General features: G+C 53.4%; 26 protein-coding genes. 10 read left to right on the top strand and 16 right to left on the bottom strand.

The features are described 5' to 3' along the window. Window position 1: 1 nt before the first annotated feature. Together E4Z61_RS17350 and E4Z61_RS17345 are read left to right on the top strand one after the other, a co-directional pair. Window positions 2-307 carry a putative quinol monooxygenase gene (locus tag E4Z61_RS17350; RefSeq protein WP_135323830.1) on the top strand — a complete coding sequence of 102 codons (306 nt, stop codon included), beginning with the start codon at window positions 2-4 and terminating at the stop codon, window positions 305-307. Between the two features lie 121 nt (window positions 308-428). Continuing rightward, a complete protein-coding gene (locus E4Z61_RS17345) occupies window positions 429-1331 on the top strand; it encodes a carboxylate/amino acid/amine transporter (protein WP_135323829.1) in 903 nt (300 codons plus the stop codon). Window positions 1332-1359: 28 nt separating this feature from the next. Here the strand turns inward: E4Z61_RS17345 and nlpA are convergent, their stop codons facing one another. Both nlpA and E4Z61_RS17335 read right to left on the bottom strand, forming a co-directional pair. Beyond that, the gene (nlpA, locus tag E4Z61_RS17340) at window positions 1360-2172 is read right to left on the bottom strand and encodes a lipoprotein NlpA (protein ID WP_135323828.1); all 813 of its coding nucleotides are present in this window, start codon (window positions 2170-2172) and stop codon (window positions 1360-1362) included. Between the two features lie 207 nt (window positions 2173-2379). Beyond that, window positions 2380-2796 carry a GNAT family N-acetyltransferase gene (locus E4Z61_RS17335; RefSeq protein ID WP_135323827.1) on the bottom strand — a complete coding sequence of 139 codons (417 nt, stop codon included), beginning with the start codon at window positions 2794-2796 and terminating at the stop codon, window positions 2380-2382. 129 nt (window positions 2797-2925) lie between these two features. On the opposite strand from E4Z61_RS17335, the gene E4Z61_RS17330 reads away from it, so the two are divergent. After that, complete coding sequence (locus tag E4Z61_RS17330) at window positions 2926-3219, top strand: YicS family protein (protein WP_135323826.1); 294 nt, start codon at window positions 2926-2928, stop codon at window positions 3217-3219. A 92-nt stretch (window positions 3220-3311) separates the two neighbouring features. After that, complete coding sequence (locus E4Z61_RS17325; protein ID WP_135323825.1) at window positions 3312-4694, top strand: glycoside hydrolase family 1 protein; 1383 nt, start codon at window positions 3312-3314, stop codon at window positions 4692-4694. 60 nt (window positions 4695-4754) lie between these two features. Here E4Z61_RS17325 and nepI read toward each other — a convergent pair whose 3' ends face one another. The 9 genes from nepI to rbsK all read right to left on the bottom strand — a co-directional run bounded on the left by nepI (window position 4755) and on the right by rbsK (window position 15039). Further along, a complete protein-coding gene (gene nepI / locus E4Z61_RS17320; protein ID WP_135323824.1) occupies window positions 4755-5948 on the bottom strand; it encodes a purine ribonucleoside efflux pump NepI in 1194 nt (397 codons plus the stop codon). 165 nt (window positions 5949-6113) lie between these two features. Further along, window positions 6114-6566, bottom strand: coding sequence for a DUF1198 family protein (locus tag E4Z61_RS17315; RefSeq protein ID WP_135323823.1), 453 nt, complete (start codon window positions 6564-6566; stop codon window positions 6114-6116). A 144-nt stretch (window positions 6567-6710) separates the two neighbouring features. Next, the gene (gene uhpT / locus E4Z61_RS17310) at window positions 6711-8102 is read right to left on the bottom strand and encodes a hexose-6-phosphate:phosphate antiporter (RefSeq protein ID WP_135323822.1); all 1392 of its coding nucleotides are present in this window, start codon (window positions 8100-8102) and stop codon (window positions 6711-6713) included. Window positions 8103-8244: 142 nt separating this feature from the next. Further along, window positions 8245-9573: an MFS transporter gene (gene uhpC / locus E4Z61_RS17305; RefSeq protein ID WP_135323821.1), complete on the bottom strand. Its 1329-nt coding sequence runs from the start codon at window positions 9571-9573 to the stop codon at window positions 8245-8247. 9 nt (window positions 9574-9582) lie between these two features. Then, window positions 9583-11085 carry a signal transduction histidine-protein kinase/phosphatase UhpB gene (gene uhpB, locus E4Z61_RS17300; protein WP_135323820.1) on the bottom strand — a complete coding sequence of 501 codons (1503 nt, stop codon included), beginning with the start codon at window positions 11083-11085 and terminating at the stop codon, window positions 9583-9585. Next, window positions 11082-11675: a response regulator transcription factor UhpA gene (uhpA, locus tag E4Z61_RS17295; RefSeq protein ID WP_135323819.1), complete on the bottom strand. Its 594-nt coding sequence runs from the start codon at window positions 11673-11675 to the stop codon at window positions 11082-11084. The genes uhpB and uhpA overlap by 4 nt, the downstream gene beginning before the upstream one ends. A 74-nt stretch (window positions 11676-11749) precedes the next feature. Further along, window positions 11750-12763 carry an aldose 1-epimerase family protein gene (locus E4Z61_RS17290; protein ID WP_135323818.1) on the bottom strand — a complete coding sequence of 338 codons (1014 nt, stop codon included), beginning with the start codon at window positions 12761-12763 and terminating at the stop codon, window positions 11750-11752. A gap of 11 nt (window positions 12764-12774) precedes the next feature. Next, window positions 12775-14091 carry an L-fucose:H+ symporter permease gene (gene fucP / locus E4Z61_RS17285; RefSeq protein WP_135323817.1) on the bottom strand — a complete coding sequence of 439 codons (1317 nt, stop codon included), beginning with the start codon at window positions 14089-14091 and terminating at the stop codon, window positions 12775-12777. 27 nt (window positions 14092-14118) lie between these two features. Next, window positions 14119-15039, bottom strand: a complete 921-nt coding sequence (gene rbsK, locus E4Z61_RS17280) for a ribokinase (RefSeq protein WP_135323816.1) — start codon at window positions 15037-15039, stop codon at window positions 14119-14121. A gap of 326 nt (window positions 15040-15365) precedes the next feature. Here rbsK and E4Z61_RS17275 point away from each other — a divergent pair, with 326 nt between their 5' ends. After that, complete coding sequence (locus E4Z61_RS17275) at window positions 15366-16151, top strand: DeoR family transcriptional regulator (RefSeq protein WP_135323815.1); 786 nt, start codon at window positions 15366-15368, stop codon at window positions 16149-16151. 1 nt (window position 16152) lies between these two features. Here E4Z61_RS17275 and ilvN read toward each other — a convergent pair whose 3' ends face one another. From ilvN to ivbL, 3 genes are all read right to left on the bottom strand, one after another. Beyond that, entirely contained in the window at window positions 16153-16443 is a 291-nt protein-coding gene (gene ilvN, locus E4Z61_RS17270; protein WP_045448917.1) for an acetolactate synthase small subunit, read from the bottom strand. Between the two features lie 3 nt (window positions 16444-16446). Beyond that, a complete protein-coding gene (ilvB, locus tag E4Z61_RS17265; RefSeq protein WP_135323814.1) occupies window positions 16447-18135 on the bottom strand; it encodes an acetolactate synthase large subunit in 1689 nt (562 codons plus the stop codon). 102 nt (window positions 18136-18237) lie between these two features. Continuing rightward, entirely contained in the window at window positions 18238-18336 is a 99-nt protein-coding gene (ivbL, locus tag E4Z61_RS17260; RefSeq protein WP_096759014.1) for an ilvB operon leader peptide IvbL, read from the bottom strand. A gap of 523 nt (window positions 18337-18859) precedes the next feature. On the opposite strand from ivbL, the gene tisB reads away from it, so the two are divergent. The 3 genes from tisB to emrD all read left to right on the top strand — a co-directional run bounded on the left by tisB (window position 18860) and on the right by emrD (window position 21280). Then, window positions 18860-18949 (top strand): type I toxin-antitoxin system toxin TisB, encoded by a 90-nt coding sequence (gene tisB / locus E4Z61_RS17250; protein WP_115257124.1) that lies wholly within the window; start codon window positions 18860-18862, stop codon window positions 18947-18949. 119 nt (window positions 18950-19068) lie between these two features. Continuing rightward, window positions 19069-19902 (top strand): EamA family transporter, encoded by an 834-nt coding sequence (locus E4Z61_RS17245; RefSeq protein ID WP_420808690.1) that lies wholly within the window; start codon window positions 19069-19071, stop codon window positions 19900-19902. Between the two features lie 193 nt (window positions 19903-20095). After that, window positions 20096-21280, top strand: a complete 1185-nt coding sequence (gene emrD, locus E4Z61_RS17240; RefSeq protein WP_135323811.1) for a multidrug efflux MFS transporter EmrD — start codon at window positions 20096-20098, stop codon at window positions 21278-21280. On the opposite strand, the gene E4Z61_RS17235 is transcribed toward emrD, so the two are convergent. Together E4Z61_RS17235 and dsdC are read right to left on the bottom strand one after the other, a co-directional pair. Next, on the bottom strand, window positions 21207-22289 hold the full coding sequence (locus tag E4Z61_RS17235) for a cellulase family glycosylhydrolase (protein ID WP_135323810.1): 1083 nt from the start codon (window positions 22287-22289) through the stop codon (window positions 21207-21209). The two genes, emrD and E4Z61_RS17235, sit on opposite strands and share 74 nt — an antisense overlap. Window positions 22290-22370: 81 nt before the next feature. Next, window positions 22371-23297, bottom strand: a complete 927-nt coding sequence (gene dsdC / locus E4Z61_RS17230) for a DNA-binding transcriptional regulator DsdC (protein WP_135324958.1) — start codon at window positions 23295-23297, stop codon at window positions 22371-22373. A 240-nt stretch (window positions 23298-23537) separates the two neighbouring features. Here dsdC and dsdX point away from each other — a divergent pair, with 240 nt between their 5' ends. Both dsdX and dsdA read left to right on the top strand, forming a co-directional pair. Further along, the gene (gene dsdX / locus E4Z61_RS17225; RefSeq protein ID WP_135323809.1) at window positions 23538-24875 is read left to right on the top strand and encodes a D-serine transporter DsdX; all 1338 of its coding nucleotides are present in this window, start codon (window positions 23538-23540) and stop codon (window positions 24873-24875) included. Window positions 24876-24892: 17 nt separating this feature from the next. After that, window positions 24893-26215 (top strand): D-serine ammonia-lyase, encoded by a 1323-nt coding sequence (dsdA, locus tag E4Z61_RS17220; protein ID WP_135323808.1) that lies wholly within the window; start codon window positions 24893-24895, stop codon window positions 26213-26215. Window positions 26216-26223: the final 8 nt, after the last annotated feature.

Genomic DNA, 26223 nt, shown 5'->3' with positions numbered 1-26223 from the left:
CATGTCTGACACTGGGGTAATTTCCATTCTTGCGGTGTTGAAGGCCAAACATGGGAAAATCGACGCACTGAAACAGGCGCTGCAGGCCCTGCTGCTGCCCACGCGTCGGGAACCGGGCAATATTGAGTATGCGCTGTTTCAGTTACGCGATACCCCGGAGGTGTTTTACGTGCGCGAATCCTGGCGCGGTCAGGCTGGGCTAGACGAACATATTGCACTGCCGCATTTCCAGACGTTTATTCTGCAAATGAATGACCTGCTGTCCGAGCCGCTACGTCTGGATTACCTGACGCCGATTGAGCCTTAATTCTCTACGCCCCCCCCCCGCTTTGCGGGGGATATTCAGTCAGTCATAGCCTCCCTCGCCCCGCCATCTCTGCTATGATGCCTGCACACAAATAAGACAATACAACAATGCCGAGGGAATAATGAGTTCCACCAGAAGAGGGATGATAAACGTCCTGATTGCCGCCGTATTATGGGGAAGTTCAGGCGTTTGCGCGCAGTACATCATGGAGCAAAGCCAGATGTCGTCGCAGTTTTTGACCATGACCCGCCTGATTTTCGCCGGACTCATTCTGCTGATGCTCTCTTTTGTGCACGGCGACAAAGTGTTCTCCATTATCAAAAACCGCAAGGACGCCATCAGTCTGCTGATTTTTTCCGTGGTTGGCGCGCTCACCGTACAGCTGACTTTTCTACTGACCATCGAAAAATCCAACGCCGCCACCGCAACGGTACTGCAATTTTTGTCGCCGACCATTATCGTGGCGTGGTTCTCTGTGGTGCGTAAAGCGCGGCCAAGCATTTTAGTATTAACGGCCATTCTGACTTCGCTTCTCGGCACGTTCCTGCTGGTGACTCACGGCAACCCAACATCGCTGTCCATTTCGCCTGCCGCGCTGTTCTGGGGGATCGCCTCAGCCTTTGCCGCTGCGTTTTACACCACTTATCCCTCTACGCTTATCGCCCGCTACGGTACGCTGCCGATTGTCGGCTGGAGCATGTTGATAGGTGGCCTGATCCTGCTCCCATTCTATGCCGGGGAAGGAACAAACTTCGTGGTCAATGGCAGTTTAATTCTGGCGTTTTTCTATCTGGTGGTGATCGGCACGTCGCTGACGTTTAGCCTGTACCTGAAAGGCGCGCAGATGATTGGTGGGCCGAAAGCGAGCATTTTAAGCTGTGCGGAACCATTGAGCAGCGCCTTGCTGTCGCTGTTGTTGCTAGGGATTACATTTACCCTTCCCGACTGGCTGGGCACACTACTGATCCTCTCTTCAGTGGTGCTGATTTCAATGGACTCCCGCCGCCGCGCCAGAGCGGTATAACACCGGGCAGCGCGGCAACGGGGGGACATTACCAACCCGGAACCGCGCCACCGTTAAAGATTTTCTCAGCCGCTTTCGCCACTTCCGGTGACTGATAAGATTGCAGGAACACTTTTACGTTCTCGGCATCTTTGTTGTCTTCCCGAGCAACCAGAATATTCACGTACGGCGAGTTTTTATCTTCGATAAATACGCTGTCATGCACCGGAGAAAGCCCGGTTTGCTGAATGTAGGTGGTACTGATGATCGCCACGTCCACTTTCTGATCGTCCAGCACGCGCGGCAACTGCGCACCTTCTAGTTCCATGATATTCAGATGACGTGGGTTATCGGTGATATCCAGCGCCGTCGGCAGCAGACCGGTGCCGTCTTTCAGAGTGATTAACTTTTCTTTTTGCAGCAGCAACAGCGCACGCCCAAGGTTGGTCGGATCGTTAGGTATCGCTATCGTCGCGCCGTCTTGCAGTTGAGCAACTGATTTAATCTTTTTCGAATAACCAGCCATCGGGAAGACAAAGGTATTGCCTACCGCCACCAGCTTATAGCTATGCGCTTTATTATCTTGTTCAAGGAACGGACGATGCTGGAAGACGTTGGCATCCAGTTCACCATGATTGGTGGCATCGTTAGGCAGCAGAGAACCGCTGAAGCCCACCAGCTCAACATCGAGGCCGTACTTCTCTTTGGCCACTTTCTTCGCAACCTCTGCCACATCCTGCTCTGCACCGTTAATCACGCCGACTTTAATGTGTTTTGCATCATTGCTTTGCTGGTCACAACCTGCCAGCAATAATCCCGTCAGTAATACCGCAGCCCCGAAATAAGGTATTTTCAATTTCACGTTTTTATCCTTTTGAAATAACCACCTGATGGCTAATGAAATGACTATAGCGGGAAGGTCGCTGCGGTTTAAAAAACGAAAAAGCATCAGCAAGAAGAAAAAAGCATAACGGAGGAATAAACAAAATGCCCGGCAGCATTAATGCTTACCGGGTCGGAAAACCTGTAAAACCCACTGCGGATATACGATAAAGCGTACTTCCGGTCATCAAAATGTTTTGGATAAATAATGGCGCGCAGCGCCTGCTTCCGGGAAGTTTTCGAGGGTCATTTGCAGCTGGTAACCGTTCTTTTGATAAAACGGCAGTGCCTGAAAACTCAGGGTATCGACCAGCGCATGCAGGCACCCTCTCTCTTGCGCGGTCTGTTCAGCGGCCTGCATCAGTTTCGTACCGAAACCACCTTTGCGCAGGGATTCATGCATCCATAAAAAATCAATGCACAACCATTCACCTTTGATTTTGCCGATAAGCCCACCCAGTATTTCATTGTGTTCATTGCGCCAGTAGACCGCCAGATCGCCAAAATTGGTCGTTTTCAGGAACTGCCGATTGTAAGTGCGCAACCCGGTGAGTAGCGCGTTTTGATCGACTTCGGTAACCGTATCCGTAATCTGTATCTGCATTCTATCCTCCTGAAAAACTAAAACTTTTGTCTGATTATTTTTTCGACATTAACACAGGCTGATGAGTGAGTCGTAGGCCGTCTACACTTACTCTTGAGATGATGCGCATCGACAACAAGGATTATTATCATGAAACGAGCCGTTTTTCCGATTATTGCCATCCTTTTCACGCTGCCGGGTCTGGCGCAGGCCGACTCGGCTTACGGTTCTCTACAGTCAGTTCACGAAAAAAACACCATATTGAAGGACTTACGCAAGATTTGTACCCCGCAAGGGTCGCCATCGGATGAAGTATGGGAAAAAACGATTATGGCCGATACGCGTAATCAGCAGCATATCCGCGAAGCCATTGTGGCGATTCAAAGGAGTAATCAGAACAACTACTGGGAGGCGTTAGGCAAGATTGAATGTCCGGATATGTAACTATCACATTGAAAAACGAGCACTGTAACCGGTTTCTTATAATAAAAATCGCCTATTGTGTAGGGAAATGAAATACATCAAGGAGCAAGATAATGCGATACCGTTTTCCCGAAAACTTCTGGTGGGGCAGTGCCTGCTCAGCGCTGCAAACCGAAGGGGATAGCCTGAACGGTGGCAAAAGCCAGACCACATGGGACGTGTGGTTCGACCGTCAGCCAGGTCGTTTCCATCAGGGAGTTGGCCCGGCGAACACCTCATCGTTTTATCAGCACTGGAAGCAGGACATCGCGCTGTTAAAGCAGCTGAAACACAACAGCTTCCGTACGTCTCTGAGCTGGTCGCGCCTGATCCCGGACGGCGTCGGCGAGGTGAATCCTGAAGCGGTCGATTTCTATAACAACGTCATCGACGAGCTGTTGTCGCAGGATATCACGCCCTTTATCACCCTGTTCCACTTCGATATGCCAATGGTCATGCAGGAGAAAGGTGGCTGGGAGAACCGTGAGGTGGTGGAAGCATTTGGTCGCTACGCCCAAACGTGTTTTACATTGTTCGGCAACCGGGTTAAGCACTGGTTTACCTTCAACGAGCCGATTGTTCCAGTAGAAGGCGGTTATCTGTATGACTTCCATTACCCTAACGTGGTGGATTTCAAACGTGCCGCGACCGTGGCGTACCACACTATACTGGCGCATTCGACGGCTGTTCGCGCGTACCGCACCGGAAACTATGACGGTGAAATCGGCGTGGTGCTGAATTTAACGCCGTCTTACCCGCGCTCGCAAAACCCGGCGGATGTAAAAGCCGCGCACCATGCGGATCTGCTGTTTAACCGCAGTTTCCTCGATCCGGTATTAAAAGGCGAATACCCGGCGGATCTGGTAGAACTGCTGAAAGCGTACAATCAGCTGCCAACCTGTCAGCCCGGCGACAGCCAGTTGATAGCCGATGGCAAAATCGACCTGCTCGGCATTAACTATTACCAGCCGCGCCGGGTAAAATGTCGTGATAGCGCCGTCAATCCTGACGCGCCGTTTATGCCAGAGTCGCTGTTTGACTACTACGAAATGCCGGGACGTAAAATGAACCCGTACCGTGGCTGGGAAATTTATGAGCCGGGTATTTACGATATTGTTACTAATCTGCGTGATAATTACGGCAACCCGCGCTGTTTTATTTCTGAAAACGGGATGGGCGTAGAAAACGAGCAACGTTTTATTCAGGAAGGTCAGATTAACGATAGTTACCGTATTGAGTTTGTCTCAGAACACCTTAAATGGCTGCATAAAGGCATTAGCGAAGGCTGTAATTGCCTTGGCTACCATATGTGGACCTTTATTGATAACTGGTCATGGCTTAACGGATATAAAAACCGCTACGGTTTTGTTCAGTTAGATTTAGACACGCAAAAACGTACAGTGAAAAAGAGCGGCGAGTGGTTTGCCCATGCCGCCGAAAACAATGGTTTTGATTGAGAAGTGGGCAAAATGCCGGATGGCGGTGTCAGTGCCTCATCCGGCAAACAAAGCTGGAGATTACTGCGCCTCTTTTATGCGCACTTTCGCTGCCACCACAAGCGCCGTCAGCAACATCAGGCTACCAGAGAGCACCAACGGTGACAGCAGTCCGAGGTTATCGAGCGCATAACCGCCCACCGCAGCCCCACAGGTATTGGCCATCTGGATCACAGCAACCTGCACCGAACCGGCTTTTTCTGCCTGATCGGCAAGCGAGCGAGTGATCCACGTCGACCAACCCACCGGCACCAGCGCAAACGCCAGCCCCCAGACAATCGCAATGCCAGCCGCGACCACTTTGTCGCTGCCCCACAGGATCAGTATCAGCGCACTGAGCGCCAGCACCAGCGGTGCTCCGGCTAACGCCAGTTTGACCGAGCGCTTCAGGATCATCGAAGAGAGCGACGTGCCAACAAAGCTTGCGATACCAAAGCTCAGCAGAACCAGCGTCAGGCCATCAACATCAAAGCCCGCCAGATTCATATACACCGGACGGATGTAGGTAAAGAAGGCAAACTGCCCGGCAAAGGACATAAAGATGGCGATCATGCCAGCCATCACGCCCGGACGCTGCAGCAGGCTGAACATATTTTGTTTTTGGCGCGACGGCTCACCGGGCAGCGAAGGCAGTGATTTCACCACCCAAATGGTGCACAGCACTCCCATCACCGCCGCCGCATTGAATACGTTACGCCAACCGATAATACCGCCTAAAAAACTCCCCAACGGTGCGGCAATCACCAGCGCAATAGAAACTGCGCCAAAGATAACCGATAGCGCTTTCGGTACTGTGCGAGCGGGTACCAGACGCATGGTCAGCGACGCCGACATTGCCCAGAAGCCGCCGAGCGCCAGCCCAAGACAGGCGCGCCCCACCAGCAGCAGCGTAAAAGAGTTGGCAAACGAGACCAGCAGGCAGGAGAGCGTCAGCAGCACAGAGAACAGGATCACCACATAGCGACGATCGGTCGCCTGGATGATTTGCGTCACAAACAGGCTGGCAAACATGGCGACAAATGCCGTCACCGTCACCGATTGTCCGGCAACACCTTCTGAAATACCCAGATCCTGCGCCATCGGCGTTAGCAAACTGACAGGCAGAAACTCAACGGTTATCAGGCAGGCAACGCAGAACGCCACGGCGAATACCGCCGACCAGTTAGGTCGGGTATTCACCTCAGCGCGGGATTTTTGTTCAATAGCTTCACTCAATTTTGTTACCTGCGTGGGGTTATTGTAGAAAAGTTACGCAGTGTAACATTAAAAGTGTGACGTATTTAACGTTTCAGCAACTGTTTTTATTTTGATACGTCACGAGTAACAGGGTGATCGAAAGATAATGACGATTAAAAATAGTCGTCATTACAAAACACAATTTCAGTGCAGCCAGTGCACGCCGTCTTCGGGCTGGAAAAAGGCGTTGTAGCGCATCTGGAAGGTATTAATCTCCTGCATATCCGGCTCCATTTCACGCAGAAAGCCGAGCGCCAGGCGCACCTGCGCGTCGGTAATCGGCGTAGCCAGCCGAGCTTTTTGCAGCAAACGGTGCCACTGCAGCAGGTTCTGCTCGCTGCCGTCGACAATGACGATTTGCCAGATCAACAGCACCTGCGCGGCATTTTGCAGGTGCGATTCGTCAGGCCGGTGAAGGTACTGTAAAAACGCCTCGCCCTGCACTTTTCCCATCTGATCGGTCATCGATTCTACCGGCATCACATCAATACCCAGGCGCTCACTCAAACGGCGAATCGCACGTCGCGCCCCAGATGTCAGCACCCGAAAACCCACAACAAAAACAACGACCAAGGTGGCCAGCATTATCCAAATCATGCGCACATCCATTACCAGACAGGATGCCCATCATAGCGGTAAATCTATCTCTGTCGACGACTGAACGTGTTAACGCGATTCAGGGCGGAGCCGAGGCATAAAAAAGCCCGCCATGAAGGCGGGCAAAAAGTTACCACTACACACTTAAGCGGTTTTTAACTGCTGAATTTTTTTCTCGCGGCGGATTTTACGTTCTTCGAAGACGGCCACGATAGCCATCAGGCAGATACAGGCGATAGCGGCGGTGTCCAGCGCAGCGAAAGTGCCCGCCCAGCCGGTCAGGCCGAAGACCGGCGTACCGTCGGCAATCATTCCCAGACCCAGCTTAGCGAAGCTGTCACCGATCAGATAAGCGAAGGTGCCTTTAATCCCATCGGCCGCGCCGATCGCTTTTTTCGGCACAAAACCGACTGCCGCCACACCAATTAACAACTGCGGGCCAAACACCAGGAAACCGAGCGCAAACAGGGAAGCCAGGTAAACGTACTGGTTGCTGGCATGCTGGTAAACGCCCAGCGTGGCGATAATCAGCGCCAGTGCCACACAAGCTACCAACGCACGACGACCGTTCGCCAGATCCGACAACCAGCCCCACAGCAGGGTACCGACCAGCGCCCCCACTTCAAACAGGGTAAAGCCCTGAATCGCCACCTCTTTAGACAGCTTCAGCTCCTGGAAAGCGTACACGGTTGACCACTGGTCGATACCGATACGCACCACGTACAGGAAGATGTTTGAGAAGCACAGCAGCCAAATCACTTTGTTTTTCAGCACGTACTCAACAAAGATCTGCCATTTGGTCATCTCGTTTTCTTCGGTTTCTTTGTCCTCTTCACTAATCTCTTCACCGAACAGCTCTTCAGCTTTGCCGAGGCCATAAGATTCCGGGGAGTCGCTGCCGTAACGCAGGCCAATAAAGCCGACGATCAGCGCGATAATTGACGGGAAGATAAACATCCCGATGACGTGTCCGTCGAACAACACATTAGCGCCAAACAGCGCTACGCCTGCCGCACCCGCACCGCCGAGGTTGTGGGAGATGTTCCACATACCGAGATACGATCCACGCTTACGGCGCGGCGTCCATTTGGTGATGGTCGAGTAACTGCATGAGCCACCGGTACTCTGGAAGAAACCGCTCAGCGCGTAAAAGGCGATCATCAGAAACAGGCTGGTAGAACCCGCGCCCATGCTGGCGCTGAAGCCGAGCATACAAATGGCGGAGAGAATCAGCATAAACGGCAGGAATTGCTTGGTATTTTTGCCGTCCGCATAGTAGGAAACCAGCGTTTTACCCACGCCGTAGGTGATGGAGAAGCCCAGCCCAATCATCCCCAACTGCGTCATGCTCAGCCCGTAGGTGGAGATCATGTCGTTCTGCGCGATGTTGAAGTTTTTGCGGATCAGGTACATGGTCAGGTAGCCGATGAAAACCACCAGATAGGACTGCATGAACGGTTTGAACCACATTTTGCGCCGCACATCGAGCGGCAGATCCAGGGTCGGCTTGCGCACCTGATTGAGGAAAGCCAGCATGGTTTGCTCCTGAGCTGATTTTTATACCTGCGAATGGCAGGCATTGTAAAAATCAGCCAAGAGAGATGCCTGAGACAGCGTCCAGGTGAAACCGAGAAAATTTCTTAGTTTTGCCCTACTCGGGGAAAAAAGGTGAGGTGCATCACGCTTCGCTGACGTCGCGTGGCGCCTGGGCATTTAAAAACGGCAGCAACAGCAGCGCGGAAATGCCCGCCGCGATGGCGATCACCACGAAGAATCCGGTCCAGTGCCAGACTTCCATCACCTTCGCCAGCGGCCAGCCGGAGAGCGACGCACCCAGATAAGCAAACAGCCCGACAAACCCGGTCGCCGCGCCCGCCGCCTCTTTATGCGAGCACTCTGCCGCTGCCATGCCAATCAACATCTGCGGACCAAAGACGAAAAATCCGGTGGTGAAGAAGCACGCCGCCTGCATCACATAGCTGGCGAACGGCATCAGCCACAGTGAACCAACGGAGAGCAAAATCCCGGCAGCGAATATCAGGTTCATGGGGCCACGGTTGCCGTTAAACAGCTTGTCCGATCCCCAGCCTGCCACCAGCGCACCGATAAATCCGCCCAGCTCAAACATGGTGACCGCCGTATTCGCAGTCACCAAATCAACGCCAAGCGTCTCCGACATGTACAGGTTGCCCCAGTCGTTGATCGCCGCGCGCACCACGTATACCAGCACGTAGCACAGCGACAACAGCCAGATATACGGGTTCAGCAGCACGTATTTGGTGAGGATCTCTTTGCGGGACAACCCTGCGCCTTCCTGCTGTTGAGCGATTTCCAGCTCGTCGTGCCGCCAGTCGCCAACCGGGGGTAAGCCGATGGCCTGCGGGCGATCGCGCAACCGCCAGCAGAGGAAAATACCGACCACAATCGCCACCAGCCCGGCAATCATCATCCCGGCACGCCAGCCGTAGTGCAGCGCAGCAGCTGCCATCACCATTGGGATTAATGCTCCACCAACGTTATGCGCGGTATTCCATAACGCCCACCAGCCGCCGCGTTCGGTACGCGAATACCAGGCCGTTAACAGACGGGCGCACACCGGCGATCCCCAGCCCTGGAAGAAGGCATTGAGCGCCCACAGTACGGCAAACGCCCACAGCGAGGTGGAGAAGCCAAACAAAATGTTCACCACGCCAGTGGCAATCAGCCCAATACCCATAAAATAGCGGGCGTTGGAATGGTCGCTGACGATGCCGGAGACAAACTTCGACAGACCATAGGTGATGTAAAACAGCGTTGCCAGCAGGCCAATGTCGCTGCGAGTGAGCACGCCGCTGGTGAGGATATCCGGCACCGCCGCGTTAAAGCTTTTGCGCGTGAAATAGAACAGCGCATAGCCAAGCCAGATAGTGGTCAGAATATGGCGTCGCCAGTAGCGGTAGCGAGCATCAATCTCGTGCTTATCAGTGATGAGCGGCGCATTGGCCGGGGCTTTAAAAAACGTCAGCATCAATGCTCCTTACACGTAGCGCTGAGGCAAAGACACGCTGACCCGCGTGCCATGCGTGCAGGAAATCGAGAGCGAACCGCCGAGGGCGGTAATACGCTCACGCATTCCGGTCAAGCCAAATCCCTGTTGGTTAGAGCCCGGCGGCAGGCCGCAGCCATCATCTTCCATCACCAGCATCAGCCGCTCATCCTGTTGCCAGCCTTGTAACGTCACCGCGCTGGCGTTGGCGTGCTTCACGATATTGTTTAGCCCTTCCTGACAGACGCGGAACAGCGTCACGCGCTGGCTTTCACTGAGGGCCGATTCATCAATATGCCAGTCGAGATGACTGACGATGCCGCGACTTTCCAGCTCCATTTCGCGCAGTAGCGAGCGAATGGCCTGCTCCAGCGTCAGATCGTCGAGCTGCCGTGGACGTAAACGCCCGAGCAGGCGGCGTACTGAATCGTAGACGCCCAGCGAGAGCTGCTCGATATGCACCCCGCTCTGCTTCACCCCCGCATTCTCCGGGGCCAGCCGCTGGACAATGCCCGCCTGCGTACGGATGGCGGTGATGGTCTGGCCGATATCGTCATGCAGTTCGCGCGCCACGTCGCGGCGCACGCTCTCTTCGGTTTCCAGCAAGCGTTCCGCCAGCCGATGGTTACGCGCCAGCTCGTTTTGTAGCGACTGGTTGAGTTCACGCAGGCGCTGGATCCCCGCGCCGAGCAGTAACCCGGTCAGGCTTTGCGCCAGCAAAGAGAGCAGTAAATCAACGGGATGATCGTGCCAGGTCTGGCTGGCAATCAACGCAATGGCGTTCATCAGCGTGGCAATCAGCGCTCCTTGCCAGCCGTAGTGCCAGGCCAGCGCGATGATCGGCAGCGCCAGACAGAAGGGAGTAAAGCGGGACAGTTCATCCGGCAACCCCAGTTGCAGCCACAGGCTGACGGTGAACAGTAGCAGATACCACACCAGATGTTTTCCGCGCCAGTTCACCGGCTGAGACACCACCGCTGGACCGAGCGGCAGCCAGGTGGTGCTGGTCAGGTAGTACCAGAACACCAGGCAGATAGGAGCCAGCGTCAGCCCGCCAGTCAGAGTCAGCAGCAGTGCATTCCACGCGGCTTCCCCCTGCCCCAACCACGGCAGTGACTGTAACAGCGCCGCGGCGATCAACGCCGCTCCCTGCAACAGCAAGGTACGCCAGTCGCGCTGATGCCGATAGCGCCAGATCAAGGTGACGGGCAACAGCGTCAGCAGGCTACCGATCATCAAAAGGGGGAAGTGCGCCAGCGCAACTTCCTGCGCCAGCCACCAGATCAACAGCCACTCGGCCCCTAACAGCACTGGCCAGTAGCCGCGCGGGCATTGCAACATCAGTCCCAGCCGCAGGCCAAACGGGAACAGCAGCACCGCCAGCTCCGGGCTTTCCACCAGATGTAGGCTGATGCTCCACAGGCAGAACCATGCGGCGGAGAAGATAAAGAAACAGGCGACAACGGTGATTGAGCGAGAGAGAAAGGTATTCATTGCCAGCCGTCAAACATCCGCCGCGCCAGTTCAACATCGTTGCTAACGCCCAATTTTTCCATCAGGTTGGCACGGTGCACATGTACCGTTTTCGGCGACAGGCCCAGCTCGGCGGCAATCTCTTTGACTGCCATGCCCTGCGCCAGCTTTTCTGCTACCTGACGTTCGCGTTTGGTCAGCGGGTCCTGACGTCCGGCGGCCAGCTTAACGGCAATGTCCGGCGTGAGATAGCAGCCACCGGTCGCCACGGTATGCACCGCCGCAATCAGTTCGTCGGGGCTGCAACGCTTGGAGAGGAAGCCGCGCGCACCGGCATTTAACGCCTGTTCCACCAGCGCCGGGCTGTCGTGAACGGAGAGCATGATAATTGCCATGCCTTTGGGAAGCTGATTTATCAGCTCCAGCCCGGAGATATCCGGCATTGAAATGTCGCAAATGCACACCTGTGCACCGCGCCCCGGTAATCCCGCCAGCGCCTCACGCCCCGAACCGAATTCGGCGACCACCTGCAAATCAGGTTCAAGCCCCAGCAGCTGCGCAAAGCCGGAGCGGACGATGAGATGATCGTCAATAAGGGCAACGGTAATCATGGGTTTCATCCTGGCAGGTATAAAAAACGCGCTTACCTTATCGATAAGCGCGTTGCTGTTCAAGCCTTGAGCGGTCAGGCGATGCCAGTAGTGACGGTAAATATCCGGGAGTGTTGTGGTTCTATCTCAATCAATGAGCCATTTCGTTGTGCCGCCAGAAATCCTTCAGGTCGACAGGTTGCGGGCAGGGCAAATGCTGCCACCTGCTGATCGCCGTTATAGAGGATCCAACGCGTCACATAATTCAGCTCCGCGCTGGAGAAACGCGTAATGAACGTGGTGCCATCCGGGGCAATCATGCTGAATTCTGGCTTATCTGTGTATCTGTCCAGCTTGTCAGCAAAGAAGACGATTTCTGGATCGTAAAAATCTGGATCACTAAGCTGCGACAGTGAGGCCTCGCCCTGCATGATCCGTTGATTAAACGCCAGCCACTGCTCGGTAGGTTTTACATGTGCAGGAACCGACTCACGCAGCGTTAGCGCCTCATCTGGGATATTCTGGCTGAAAGTGGCCTCCGGCACGTAGGCATAGTTCATATGGCACATGTACTGCAACGGCATTGCCACAGAAGACAGATTGGTAACTGCCATCTGAATATCAAACAGCGCGCTCTCTTTGTGCATAACTACCGCAGGATGCGCCTGATAATGATGACCGAATCCCATCACATACTCGTAGCGTCCGCTTATCCGTAGGCTCTCCCCCTCCAGCTCCAGCCAGGCTTCATCCATTGCGGCACAGGCCATTTCACCGTGTAATGGGTGAGAATCCTCCGGCGACGGGCAGCCATTGGCCAGTAACCCAGAGTGGAAGGCAAAGCAGCCGTAAGTCGCCACCACTTCTGTCGCAGGTTTCGGTTGGCTGAACATGTTGCGCATGGTCAAATCATAATCATCGAACTGCGCATCCCAGATCATCTGCCCCATCCAGGGCAGAATCACCAGATGCCCGCGACTGTTTTCTATCTTCAGCCCTTCAACACCGCTGGTATAGCGAAACGCGGTGACCGTGAAATCGTCATTCTTCAGTAAGATGCGCGGATGCTCTGCAAAGCATTCCCGCCACAGCGTTATACGTGTTGTCATGATCGCCCTCCTCAGGAAGCGGTTGCTTCTGTCAGGTTGTTACGCACTTTGCTTTCACGCCAGAAGTAGATGCCGACGTAAACGAAACAGAGCATGGAGACCAGGAACGAGAGTTGCAGCGAGTGGAACATATCGGCCACATAGCCCTGAATTGCCGGAACCACTGCCGCACCAACAATCGCCATAACAATGACAGCCCCCGCCATTTCGGTATGTTCGTTATCCACGGTATCCAGCGTACCGGCATAGATGGTCGCCCAACATGGTCCAAACAGAACGCTCACCAGCACCGCCACGTACACTGCGCTAAAACTTGGCGCCAGCGCAACATAGACGAGGAACAATGCGCCAATGATGGAGTAGAGGATCAGCACTTTTTCCGGATTGAAGCGCGTCATCAGAATGTTGGCGATAAACTTGCCAATAAAGAAGCAGGCAAAGCTGTAGACCATAAAGTTGGAAGCATCGCGTTCATTGATATCTCCCAGTTCCAGCGCCAGACGGATGGTAAATGACCACACTGCCACCTGCATCCCGACGTACAGGAACTGCGCTACAATACCGCGGCGGAAACGGGCATTGCTGGCAAGATAGCGCAGCGTATCCATAGCTGACGGGCGCTTATGGTTCGCCGTTTGCGCCACTTTGCAGGTCGGGAAGCGGGTCAGCAGGAACAATACCATCACCACAACCAGCACCATAATCATGTACTTATAAGGTTCAAGTGTGTTTTCCAGCATTAACACTTTAAAGTTATGCATCTGCTCCGCGTTCATTCCGGCCATCTGTTTTTCCAGGCTCTCACCTTCAGAAAACACCAGATATTTACCCAGCAAAATTCCAGCAGCTGCACCGATTGGATAAAATGTCTGGCTGATGTTCAGGCGCAGAGTGGCGTACGCTTTTGGGCCTATCATCGAGCTGTAGGTGTTCGCTGCGGTTTCCAGGAAACTCAGGCCAATCGCAATCGCGAAAATCGCCGCGAGGAACATGGTGTAAGTTGCCATATGTGACGCGGGGAAAAAGAGCGTACACCCGACGATATAAAGCGTCAGCCCCATTAAAATGGCGATTTTATAACTGGTCTTTTTAATCACCAGAGATGCCGGAATCGCAATTAAGAAATAACCGCCATAAAAGGCGCTCTGAACTAATGCCGAGGCAAAGTTACTGAGTGAAAATACACTTTTAAACTGCGTAATCAGAATATCGTTTAATGCGGCTGCGCATCCCCATAATGGGAATAAACAGGATAACAAAATAAACTGGAACAGAGGGGTCTTATTCAGATACCCATCAGGCATCTGAATGATGTTTTTATTGTTCATAGTGCTACCTTTTACAGTGCAGGAGTATTATTCGTTTAAGGTAAGAAACTCATTAAATTGTTCGATGCTCGGGTAAGATGATTGGGTACCTTTTCCGGTAACGCTAAAAGCAGCGAAGAGAGCAGCTTTCTTCATTGCGGCCTCAACATTTCCGCTTTGTACATAATAATGTGCAAAGCAACCGATGAAAGCATCACCTGCACCGCTGGTATCAACAGCATTCACTTTAAACGCCGGAACATGGACTTCCTGGTCACGCGTCATCCATAGCGCGCCTTTTTCACCCATAGTAACAATAATATTATTCAATCCTTTATCGACCAAAGAACGTGCTGCAGCGCGAATATGATCGTAAGTATCAACCGGCATACCGGTTAATATTTCCAATTCGGTTTCATTCGGTACGAAGAAGTCGCATTTACAGGCATACGACATATCTAATTCACATAATGCAGGTGCTGGATTTAATAACACTTCAATGCCATGCTTTTTACCAAATTCAATCGCGTGGTAAACCGTCTCTAGCTGAACCTCCAATTGCAACACGATTAACTGACATTTCTTCAGATCTTCCGCCGCGCGATCGATATCTTCCGGAGAGAGAAACTTGTTCGCCCCTTTAATAATCAAAATGCTATTACTGGAGTTGGCATTGACGAAAATCGGCGCAACGCCGCTGCTGGTACAGGGGACCTTTTCTACATAGGTGGTGTTAATGCCCCAGGACTCGAGGTTGCGAATGGTGTTATCTGCAAAAATGTCATCTCCAACTTTGGTCAGCATCAACACTTTGGAATTGAGCTTAGCGGCCGCAACGGCCTGATTTGCCCCTTTACCACCACAGCCAATTTTGAACGCTGGCGCTTCCAACGTTTCCCCTTCTTTGGGCATCTGGTTGGTGTAAGTGATGAGATCCACCATGTTGGAGCCAATAACCGCGATATCCATTTTACTACCTCTCAGAAACAATCACACAACAATGATATTAAAATAACATTATCATGTTACTTCCGTATCATTTGTGACTAAGATCGCGATTGGAAGAACATTTTATTGTTTATTTATTATGCTGAATGTTGCAACTTTATCACACTTAAAATGATTAACTTGATTACAATCAACTGAAATTTAACCAATTAAAATCAATAAAACGTGAAAAAAACACACTTTTATTTCCCAGTGGTCAGACGTATAGTAATGCAGCAATGTCATGTTCTAAGAAACACAAAAATGTTACTTAAGGAACATGAAAACATGATTCGTGGAGAAAGTGCATGGAAACCAAGCAAAAAGAACGTATTCGACGTCTGATGGAATTGTTGAAGAAGACCGACCGAATCCATCTGAAAGAGGCGGCGCGAATGCTGGAGGTTTCCGTGATGACCATTCGTCGGGATCTCAGCCAGGATGACGAACCGCTACCACTCACGCTGCTCGGTGGTTACATTGTGATGGTGAACAAGCCTGCCGCCATCGTTAACGCTCCGCTCCCCGCGCAAAAACAGTATCATCGTGACGATTTACCGGTCGCCATCCTGGCCGCAGGACTGGTGAGTGAAAACGATCTGGTCTTTTTTGATAATGGCGTGGAAATGCCTCTAGTTATCAGTATGATCCCGGACGATATTACCTTTACCGGGATTTGCTACTCGCACCGGGTATTCGTAGCGCTCAATGAAAAACCCAATGCCACGGCGATTCTTTGCGGGGGTACCTATCGGGCGAAAAGTGACGCTTTTTACGACACCAGTAATACTTCCCCTTTGGACGCACTCAACCCACGGAAAGTTTTTATCTCCGCCAGCGGTGTGCATGAGCATTTCGGTGTCAGTTGGTTTAACCCGGACGACCTCGCCACCAAACGTAAAGCGATGGAACGCGGGCTACGTAAAATTTTGCTGACGCGTCACGCCCTGTTTGATGAGGTCGCTCCCGCCAGTATAGGTCCGCTCTCCACCTTTGATGTCCTGATCAGCGATCGTCCGTTACCGGCAGATTATGCCACTCACTGCCGGAACGGCTCCGTCAAAGTCATCACCCCGAACTCCGACGGCGGTTAACTTACTCGAAGAAGACGGTAATCTTGTTAAACATCGATGGATCGGACTGATTGCGCGCGACTTTCACCACATCTTCCAGTTTATCAATCTGGCTTATCATCTGTTCCAGACGCTGGTCATCGTTGACCAATAGCCAGATGCGACTCTGGTCGCTGCCCTGAATAGGTAGACAGAGAATACCTTCCACGTTGAACGCGCGACGGGCGAACAGGCCGCAAACGTGAGTCATTACGCCGGGGTGGTTACGCACGGTGAGTTCAAGAATTACGTTGTCATGAGTCTGCTGTTGCATGGTTTATTCCCCCACCATCTCTGTATTTGCCGCACCCGGCGGCACCATCGGGTACACTTTTTCTTCCGCGTCGATGCGCACGTGGATCAGCGCCGGCCCTGGGCGATCAATAATCGCCTGCAGCGCCGCCTGCGGATCGGCTTCGTGGTTTAAATCGCAGGTTTCCAGACCAAACCCGGCGGCAATCTGCATAAAGTTGATCATCCCAGGATAGGTGGCGGCAAAAACGCCCTGCTTATAGAACAGGCTCTGCTGCTGATACACCAGACCCAGCGCTTCGTTATTCATCAGAATGATTTTAATATCCAGCTGATTTTCGCTGGCGGTGGCCATTTCCTGAATGTTCATCATCAGGCTGCCGTCACCGGAGAAACACAGCACTTTTTTATCCGGATTCGCCAGCGCCGCGCCTATTGCAGCAGGCAGACCGAAGCCCATGGTGCCCAGACCGCCGGAGGTCAGCCACTGTCGTGGACGGTTCAGCGGGTATGCTTGCGCCGCCCACATCTGATGCTGGCCCACGTCGGTGGTGATGATCGCGCTGTCGTCCACACAGGCGGCAACAGCGTTAATCAGCCCGTAATGCCTGAGCGGATTTTTTTCCTGCGGGATCGTGCACGGAAATTCTTGCTGCAGGTCGGACACCAACTGATGCCACTCTTCACGCGGCTGCGCCTCAATCAGCGGGATCAACTGTGCCAACACCTCATCCACATCGGCCTGAATCGCCACGTGCGGCTGTTTGATTTTACCCAGCTCCGCACGGTCGATATCCACGTGGATAATTTTGGCATTCGGGCAGAACTGCTCGGTTTTACCAATCGCCCGGTCATCAAAACGTGCGCCAAGAACAATCAACAAATCAGCTTCTTGCAGAATAAAGTTGGTACTGCGTGCGCCGTGCATACCCAGCATGCCTAACGACAGCGGATGCGCTTTTGGCAGCATGCCGAGCGCCATTAAGGTCATGGTGGTGGGCAGCGTGGCTTTTTCTGCCAGCTCACGCACCCGCTCAGGCGCATTAATCACCCCACCGCCGAGGTACAGCACCGGGCGTTTGGCAGCGTTAATCATCGCTGCGGCATCACGAATGCTGTCCTGGCTGAACTCCGGCGCCGCCATTTTCTGCGCGGGCTCTGGCATATCTTCAATTTCAAATACGGCGGTTTGAATATCCTTAGGAATGTCTATCCACACCGGGCCTGGACGTCCGGACTGAGCAATGCGGAACGCATCGCTCATGACCTGCGGTAATTCATTGATATGGCGGACCAGATAGTTGTGCTTGGTGATGGGGATAGAAATGCCGTAGGTGTCGACTTCCTGGAAGGCGTCGGTACCGATCATCGAGGCCGGAACCTGCCCGGTGATACACACCAGAGGGATGGAATCCAGACGCGCATCTGCAATGGCGGTCACCAGATTAGTGGCACCCGGTCCGCTACAGGCCATACACACGGCAGGCTTGCCGTCGGTTCGCGCCATCCCTTGCGCGATAAACCCCGCGCCCTGTTCGTGGCGCGCCAGGATATGACGGATTTGTGTGCTTTGGCTTAAGGCGTCGTAGACGGGGAGAATCGAGCCGCCAGGAATACCGGTGACCACCGTGATTCCCTGACGCTCCAGGAAATGAACGATGAATTCTGCGCCCGTAAAGCGCGTACGCTTGGATGTTATGCCCGAACTTGCCATGCTCCAGTCCTTTTATTCTGGGCCAGCTATCCGGGAGGGCTAGAAACTAAAAACCCCGCCCGGTTTGCGCCGGCGGGGTTTTGGAATCGTGTGTTCCGGACCCTACGGCGCATTGCCGACGACCACCACCACACGCACGACGACCACTGCGCGAGATGGCGCAGTTTTTAGTAGGGTCGCAGTCAGCATGGAAGGGTTCATTAGGGACCTTGTCTGTTTGTTGGTTAACAGGATTTATACAAACACAGGTTTTTCAGCATGACAATGGAAAATTTTTCATCTGCACAAAAATGCTTCAACGATCACATTTCATTGTATGTCGTGCAAAAACAAAAAACCCCGCCGAAGCGAGGTTTTTATCAGCGTTGTGCGGTTGGTTGCCGCCGGACACACTGTGTTATGTCAACGCAAAAAGTATACGCGTTTCGCGAAGAACTCGCAATTTCGGCACGAATTTTGACGTTTTTGAGTATGCCGCAGTAATGGCATAACGCCCACAAAATACTGTTCATTTATACAGTTGTTATCTATAATGTCACCGTACGCAATGTGTTATGCGGGGGCCGCAGAGTAAACCGGCGCAACAAAGTCCTGGCTGAAACGGGTGGTGCCGTCAGCGCCTTAACCCCCGTGTGAGCACACTGTGTTATGTCAACAAAGATGCTGGCAACAGGCAGCGGCGAGGTACGCCAGCATCGTGCTCCTTGTACCAAAAGGAGAGCGTATGAGCCTCGTGGATATCACCATTCTTATCCTGAAACTCATTGTTGCTGCACTGCAACTGCTTGATGCTGTTCTGAAGTACATTAAATAGTTCAGATTCAAGTCGCACCTAAGGGGAGTGGGCAACCACTCCCCTTTCACCGTTGCCCTGGTGCGTGTGCCGCGCCAATATGTTACGTTTTTATGACATACACAGGGACGAAGACCGCTATGACGCTTTCTGTTTTCTGCATTTTGCTGTTCGCCGCGCTGCTCCATGCCAGCTGGAATGCCATCGTGAAAGCGGGAAACGACAAGCTGTACTCCGCTATCAGCGTCAGCGGTTCGGCAGCAATCATGGCGTTGATATGTCTGCCTTTTGCACCCCATCCCTCTGCGGCCAGCTTGCCGTACTTAGCTGTCTCAACAGGTTTACAGGTGGTGTATACCGTTCTGGTTGCCAAGACCTATCAGGTCTCGGATATGAGCCAGACATACCCCTTAATGCGTGGTACCGCACCGCTGCTGGTCGCTATCATCAGTGTTCTGTTTCTCGGCGATAGCCTGTCAATGCTTGCCTGGATGGGTATCGCCACCATCTGTCTGGCTATCCTCGGGATGGCGTTTAACGGACGCAGCAGCTCGCAGCGGGGAGTTATTCTGGCGTTGATAAACGCCTGCTTTATCGCTGGCTATACGCTGGTGGATGGCACCGGCGTACGGCTCTCAGAGACCGCGCTGGGTTATACGCTGTGGACCTTCTTTCTGAACGGCTCCTGCCTGCTAACCTGGGCGATGATCGCCCGACGTCGGGAGGCTTCACGCTATCTGGCGCAGCAATGGAAGAAAGGGATTTTGGGTGGCATCGGCACCATGGGTTCCTACGGACTGGCGCTGTGGGCGATGACGCAGGCTCCGCTGGCGGTGGTCGCTGCGCTGCGGGAAACGTCCATCCTGTTTGGTGCCCTGCTCGCCTGGCTGCTACTTAAAGAGAAAGTCGCCGGAATACGTCTTATCGCCGCAGCGGGGATTGCCGTCGGAGCGATTTTGCTACGTCTGTCGTGATCGCGTCTTAGGCCTGATGCATTCCGGCAACATTTATTGCCGCTATTTGTTTACATTTCCTGCCGCATCGCTTTTTGTCTTTGTAGTGATCAATATGGCCTTCTTTTTTTAATGTGGTAGATTCCACGCGCATTTAGCGGAATGTTCAGCACCTTATTCTTCTTTTTTCTCTTTTTTAAAAGTAATCAGCGAAATGAAAAGGCATAGAAGCGTCAATTTGTTGTTGATGTTGGTACTCTTGGTGGCGGTAGGCCAAATGGCACAAACCATTTATATCCCCGCCATTGCCGATATGGCGCGTGAACTCAACGTTCGCGAAGGGGCGGTTCAAAGCGTAATGGCCGCTTACCTGCTGACCTACGGTGTGTCGCAGCTGGTTTACGGCCCCCTTTCCGATCGCGTAGGACGCCGTCCTGTGATCCTCACCGGGATGTCTATTTTTATGCTGGCCACGCTGGTGGCCATTACCACCCACAGCCTGACGGTACTGATTATCGCCAGCGCCATTCAGGGAATGGGAACGGGCGTCGGCGGTGTAATGGCGCGAACGTTACCGCGCGATCTGTATGAAGGCACTCAACTGCGTCACGCTAATAGTTTGTTAAACATGGGCATTCTGGTCAGCCCGCTGTTAGCACCGCTGATTGGCGGTGTGCTGGATACGATGTGGAACTGGCGCGCCTGCTATATTTTCCTGTTGATTCTGTGCGCAGGCGTGACGTTTAGCATGGCGCGCTGGATGCCAGAAACGCGCCCTGCGGGTGCGCCGCGTCCACGGCTGATTGCCAGCTACAAAACCCTGTTTGGCAACGGTGCGTTCACCTGTTACGTGCTGATGCTGATAGGCGGCCTGGCGGGCGTTGCCGTCTTCGAAGCCTGTTCTGGGGTATTGCTGGGCGCGGTTTTAGGTTTAAGCAGCATGGTGGTCAGTATCCTGTTTATTCTGCCGATCCCGGCGGCGTTTTTCGGCGCATGGTTTGCAGGTCGACCAAATAAGCGCTTCTCAACGCTGATGTGGCAGTCGGTCATTAGCTGCTTGTCAGCGGGTCTGATGATGTGGATCCCGGGCCTGTTTGACGTGATGAACGTCTGGACACTGCTCATTCCCGCTGCGCTGTTTTTCTTCGGTGCCGGAATGCTGTTCCCACTCGCCACCAGCGGCGCAATGGAACCCTTCCCGTTCCTTGCGGGTACGGCTGGTGCGCTGGTGGGGGGGTTACAAAATATAGGTTCCGGCGTGCTGGCGTGGCTTTCCGCGATGCTGCCGCAAACCGGACAGGCCAGCCTGGGCCTACTGATGACCCTTATGGGTGCGTTGATTCTGGTGTGCTGGTTGCCGCTGGCGTCACGCGTGTCTCATCAGGAGCAGGCGGTTTAAGCGAGTGATGGCCCGGTTTTTCGCCGGGCTTTTCACATTCTGGCGTAATCATCAAGTTCAATAACGGCTCCAGTGCCGGACGCCAGGCCCCTTCCTCACCATCATAAAACTGCGTATCTGCGTTGATAGCGTAGGGAATTTTTGCTTTCCTCAGCTCACACGCCATAAAGTGGGCAAACGCTATCTGCGAGGCCGAAGGCGCATTTTTGATCGTCTCACCCGGAGCCCATCCACCGACCCAACTAACATGACCGGTTTTCTGCTGCCAGTGAACAGCGCTGTTAATTCGGGCGCGAATAGCCACCTTTTCAGCCGTCGTGCCCGACGTCCACGGATACTTACCGTTATTTTTTAGCGGCCCCCACGGGAAGATATGCCACTCAGCCAGAACGTAATTCTGGCTTTGCGGCGGCAGCTTCAGATTTTGTAAATCTTCCGGCGCGGCGCGCAGACGTGGTGCGACAAAAATCATGCGCTGAGGATTGATGGCGTGAATCATGCGAATCGTTTTGTCATACACCCGATTGAGCGACGCCTGGTTATGATTAAGCTTATCGGCTGGTTCGTAGATCACATCAAAGCCCAATAACGGCGACCCTTGACCAAAGTAATGCGCCACCGCCACCCACCAGTTGACCACCTCTTTTTCATTGCTGGCGCTGGGGTCTTTTTTATACTCATCCGCCTGATAAGCAATAATCGGGATCACGCCATAGAGCTCGCAGGCTTCCACCAGTTTACGAAGATGGATAAGCCGGGCCTCCGTTGGCTCTCCACCAACGCGAATACGCACATGGCCGATCCCTTTTGCCTGAAAGTCCCGTACCACCAGCGGGTCGAACTCGCGGATGCCCCGTTCAGTGTGTGCCCAGTCCACGTCCATCCCCACGCCCAACTGCTGCGAATAGTGCGCTGCCGTCAGCGGAGATTGTTCCGCATAGGCGGTGGCGCAGGCGACCAGCAACAGGGAAAAAAGCGGCTTTAACACGGTGATCCTTAGGCAAATCATCAGAGGTGATTCACGTATTTAGCATGATTTCTGACGCCGGGTGTAGAGAGAAAACGTAAAAATATTCGATGCTCGCCACGATTATTTTACCTGCTCCTGCAGCCAGCCAATAAACGCCTCGATTTTCGGCCACTGTCTGCCGGGCAGCGTGGTGATGTAATAGTGCTGATGACATTTCAGTGCCATATCGCCAAAAGGAGCCACCAGTTCTCCGCTGTCGAGACGTTTTTGCACCAGCCTCTTTCGCCCCATTGCCACGCCGATATGGTTCATAGCCGCAATCACCGCTAAATCAGAACGATCGAAGCCAATGCCAGACGATGTCGGCAAATTCACCCCATAATGCCGCGCCCAGCTGTGCCATTCATCCGTACCTGAATCATTACTCCACGCCTGCCTGTCATGCAGTAGCGTGCAGTGTGACAAGTTCACCAGCGTACCGGTAAGGTCATAGCGACGAGCATAATCCGGGCTGCATACCGGCAGGATCGCTTCGTCCATCAGGAAATGATGCGTGAGTTGCGCAGATGGCGCATCGTCAAAATAGATGGCCAGGTCGATCCCAGCACGTTGCATATTGACGTTGTCATTCCCGGTCAGCATGGTCAGCGAAATCGACGGGTAACGGCGGGTAAAGTCACCGAGAGCCGGCACCAGCCAACACTGGGCAATGGAGGGCCGCGAATACACGGTTAGCGTCCCGGACAGCTCCTGGTTTTTGATGTCGAGAATTTCCTGATTGAGCGTATCCAGCGATGATTTCAGCGCCCAGAACACCCGTTTACCTTCATGGGTGAGTTCCACCTTGCGATGTGAGCGGACAAACAGCTGAATGCCCAGCTCCTCTTCCAGTTGATTAATACGGTGACTTACGGCGCTGGGGCTTAACGACAGCTCGTCTGCCGCTAGCGCAAACGACTGATGCCTGGCCGCCACTTCAAAAGTATAGAGCTTTGAGAGCTGCCAGCCATTGAGCAGCCGATTTCTGACCTCGCGTAGGGGATCCACACTCACCTCTGTCATCCTGAATATTTCGCTGGAGTGTAAAAAAAACTGCTGTAAAAATCAGCACAAAGATGATTCAAAGTGAACCATATCGCATTATTAAGTCATTATTAGACGTAAATCACCCATTTGATTCAATCTGATTCATGTGAAAGGGGATTTTTATCGTTTGTCAGCATGTGCCTTAATTTTGTCCAATAGACCCAGGCATAAAGTCAGGTTAATCACAGGGCAAGGTGAGATATGCACTCTCAAATCTGGGTTGTGAGCACGCTGTTGATAAGCATCGTGTTGATCGTTTTGACTATCGTGAAGTTCAAATTCCACCCGTTTCTGGCACTGCTGTTAGCCAGCTTCTTCGTAGGGACGATGATGGGCATGGGGCCGCTGGATATGGTCAATGCCATTGAGAGTGGCATCGGCGGTACGCTGGGCTTCCTCGCCGCAGTTATCGGTCTGGGGACCATTCTCGGCAAAATGATGGAAGTGTCCGGCGCGGCAGAACGTATCGGCCTGACGCTACAGCGCTGCCGCTGGCTTTCCGCCGACGTCATTATGGTGCTGGTCGGTCTGATTTGCGGGATCACGCTATTTGTTGAAGTTGGCGTGGTACTGTTGATTCCGCTGGCGTTTTCTATCGCCAAAAAAACCAATACTTCACTGCTGAAGCTGGCGATCCCACTATGTACAGCGTTGATGGCCGTGCACTGTGTTGTCCCACCGCATCCGGCGGCCCTGTTCGTGGCGAATAAGCTGGGCGCGGATATTGGCACCGTGATCGTTTACGGTTTACTTGTTGGTCTGATGGCATCGCTGATCGGCGGGCCGCTGTACCTGAAATTCCTCGGCAACCGTCTGCCATTTAAACCGGTACCGGCTGAGTTTTCGGACCTTAAGGTACGCGACGAAAGCACGTTGCCGTCGCTGGGCGCTACCCTGTTTACCGTACTGCTGCCCATTGGCCTGATGCTGGTAAAAACCGTCGCTGAGCTGAACATGGCGAAAGGCGGCACAGTGTATACGCTGCTGGAGTTTATCGGCAACCCAATCACCGCCATGTTTATCGCCGTGTTTGTTGCCTACTACATTCTAGGTCTGCGCCAGCATATCGGCATGGGCGCACTGTTGACCCATACTGAAAATGGCTTTGGGTCCATTGCCAACATCCTGCTGATTATCGGTGCGGGCGGCGCGTTCAACGCTATTCTAAAGAGCAGCGGGCTGGCGGATACCCTGGCGCTGATCCTCTCCAACATGCATATGCATCCGATTTTACTGGCCTGGCTGGTGGCACTGATTCTGCACGCTGCAGTGGGTTCTGCCACGGTAGCCATGATGGGCGCAACGGCGATTGTGGCGCCGATGCTGCCGCTTTATCCCAATGTCAGCCCGGAGATCATCGCCATTGCTATCGGTTCCGGCGCAATCGGCTGCACGATCGTCACAGATTCCCTCTTCTGGCTGGTGAAGCAGTACTGCGGCGCTACCCTGAATGAGACGTTTAAATACTATACGACCGCGACTTTTATCGCGTCGGTGATTGCACTAGCGTGCACATTCCTGCTTTCCTTTATCATCTAAGCGCAAAGAGACGTACTATGGAAAACATGCAAAAACTTATCGCCCAGTATCCTTTAGTGGAGGACCTGGTCGCACTCAAAGAAACAACCTGGTTTAACCCGGGCACCACCTCTCTTGCGGAAGGTTTACCCTATGTTGGTCTGACAGAGCACGATGTTCAGGATGCCCACGCCCGGCTGGCGCGCTTTGCACCGTATCTGGCGAAAGCATTCCCGGAAACCGCAGCCACCGGTGGGATTATCGAATCTGAGCTGGCTGCGATTCCTGCCATGCAGAAACGACTGGAAAAAGAGTATGGGCAGCATATCAGCGGTGAAATACTGCTGAAGAAAGACAGCCATCTGCCAATTTCCGGCTCAATTAAAGCCCGTGGCGGCATTTATGAAGTGTTGACCCACGCCGAAAAACTGGCGCTGGCAGCCGGCCTGCTGACCACGGAAGACGATTACAGCATTCTGCTTTCGCCTGAGTTCAAACAGTTTTTCAGTCAGTACAGCATCGCGGTCGGCTCGACCGGCAACCTCGGAATGTCGATCGGCATAATGAGCGCCCGCATTGGTTTTAAGGTAACGGTGCATATGTCTGCTGATGCCCGCGCATGGAAAAAAGCTAAACTGCGCAGCCACGGCGTCACGGTGGTGGAGTACGAAGAAGATTACGGTGTGGCGGTTGAACAGGGTCGCAAGGCAGCCGAGTCTGATCCGAACTGCTTCTTTATCGACGATGAAAATTCCCGCACGCTGTTTTTAGGTTATGCGGTCGCCGGGCAACGTCTGAAAGCGCAATTCGCGCAGCAGGGGCGCATGGTGGATGCCGACCATCCGCTGTTTGTCTATCTGCCGTGCGGTGTCGGCGGCGGCCCTGGCGGCGTGGCGTTTGGCCTGAAGCTGGCGTTTGGCGACAACGTGCACTGCTTCTTCGCAGAACCGACCCACTCACCGTGTATGCTGCTGGGGATTTACACCGGGTTGCACGATACGATTTCCGTGCAGGACATTGGTATCGACAACATGACGGCGGCAGATGGGCTGGCGGTCGGTCGTGCATCGGGATTTGTTGGCCGGGCGATGGAGCGGCTGCTTGATGGTCTGTACACCCTTGATGACCAGACGATGTACGACATGCTGGGCTGGCTGGCGCAGGAAGAAGGGATTCGCCTGGAGCCATCGGCGCTGGCGGGTATGGCTGGTCCTCAGCACGTTTGTGGTTCCGTTGACTATCAGCAGATGCACGGATTTAGCGCGGAACAGCTTAATAACGCCACCCATCTGGTTTGGGCTACCGGCGGCGGCATGGTGCCGGAAGCCGAAATGGCGCAATACCTGGCGAAAGGACGCTAAACGCCATT

Origin of the sequence: Citrobacter tructae (assembly GCF_004684345.1) — a bacterium.
Classification (GTDB): Bacteria; Pseudomonadota; Gammaproteobacteria; order Enterobacterales; family Enterobacteriaceae; genus Citrobacter; species Citrobacter tructae.
The sequence above is the reverse complement of the archived record's forward strand: the minus strand, read 5'-3'. Positions and strand labels throughout refer to the sequence as shown.

Coding starts and splice junctions, on each gene's coding strand:
- E4Z61_RS17350 (WP_135323830.1), top strand. CDS start 2: ATGTCTGACACTGGGGTAATTTCCATTCTTGCGGTGTTGAAGGCCAAA.
- E4Z61_RS17345 (WP_135323829.1), top strand. CDS start 429: ATGAGTTCCACCAGAAGAGGGATGATAAACGTCCTGATTGCCGCCGTA.
- E4Z61_RS17335 (WP_135323827.1), bottom strand. CDS start 2,796: ATGCAGATACAGATTACGGATACGGTTACCGAAGTCGATCAAAACGCG.
- E4Z61_RS17330 (WP_135323826.1), top strand. CDS start 2,926: ATGAAACGAGCCGTTTTTCCGATTATTGCCATCCTTTTCACGCTGCCG.
- E4Z61_RS17325 (WP_135323825.1), top strand. CDS start 3,312: ATGCGATACCGTTTTCCCGAAAACTTCTGGTGGGGCAGTGCCTGCTCA.
- E4Z61_RS17315 (WP_135323823.1), bottom strand. CDS start 6,566: ATGATTTGGATAATGCTGGCCACCTTGGTCGTTGTTTTTGTTGTGGGT.
- uhpT (WP_135323822.1), bottom strand. CDS start 8,102: ATGCTGGCTTTCCTCAATCAGGTGCGCAAGCCGACCCTGGATCTGCCG.
- uhpC (WP_135323821.1), bottom strand. CDS start 9,573: ATGCTGACGTTTTTTAAAGCCCCGGCCAATGCGCCGCTCATCACTGAT.
- uhpB (WP_135323820.1), bottom strand. CDS start 11,085: ATGAATACCTTTCTCTCTCGCTCAATCACCGTTGTCGCCTGTTTCTTT.
- uhpA (WP_135323819.1), bottom strand. CDS start 11,675: ATGATTACCGTTGCCCTTATTGACGATCATCTCATCGTCCGCTCCGGC.
- E4Z61_RS17290 (WP_135323818.1), bottom strand. CDS start 12,763: ATGACAACACGTATAACGCTGTGGCGGGAATGCTTTGCAGAGCATCCG.
- fucP (WP_135323817.1), bottom strand. CDS start 14,091: ATGAACAATAAAAACATCATTCAGATGCCTGATGGGTATCTGAATAAG.
- rbsK (WP_135323816.1), bottom strand. CDS start 15,039: ATGGATATCGCGGTTATTGGCTCCAACATGGTGGATCTCATCACTTAC.
- E4Z61_RS17275 (WP_135323815.1), top strand. CDS start 15,366: ATGGAAACCAAGCAAAAAGAACGTATTCGACGTCTGATGGAATTGTTG.
- ilvN (WP_045448917.1), bottom strand. CDS start 16,443: ATGCAACAGCAGACTCATGACAACGTAATTCTTGAACTCACCGTGCGT.
- ilvB (WP_135323814.1), bottom strand. CDS start 18,135: ATGGCAAGTTCGGGCATAACATCCAAGCGTACGCGCTTTACGGGCGCA.
- ivbL (WP_096759014.1), bottom strand. CDS start 18,336: ATGAACCCTTCCATGCTGACTGCGACCCTACTAAAAACTGCGCCATCT.
- tisB (WP_115257124.1), top strand. CDS start 18,860: ATGAGCCTCGTGGATATCACCATTCTTATCCTGAAACTCATTGTTGCT.
- E4Z61_RS17245 (WP_420808690.1), top strand. CDS start 19,069: ATGACGCTTTCTGTTTTCTGCATTTTGCTGTTCGCCGCGCTGCTCCAT.
- emrD (WP_135323811.1), top strand. CDS start 20,096: ATGAAAAGGCATAGAAGCGTCAATTTGTTGTTGATGTTGGTACTCTTG.
- E4Z61_RS17235 (WP_135323810.1), bottom strand. CDS start 22,289: ATGATTTGCCTAAGGATCACCGTGTTAAAGCCGCTTTTTTCCCTGTTG.
- dsdX (WP_135323809.1), top strand. CDS start 23,538: ATGCACTCTCAAATCTGGGTTGTGAGCACGCTGTTGATAAGCATCGTG.
- dsdA (WP_135323808.1), top strand. CDS start 24,893: ATGGAAAACATGCAAAAACTTATCGCCCAGTATCCTTTAGTGGAGGAC.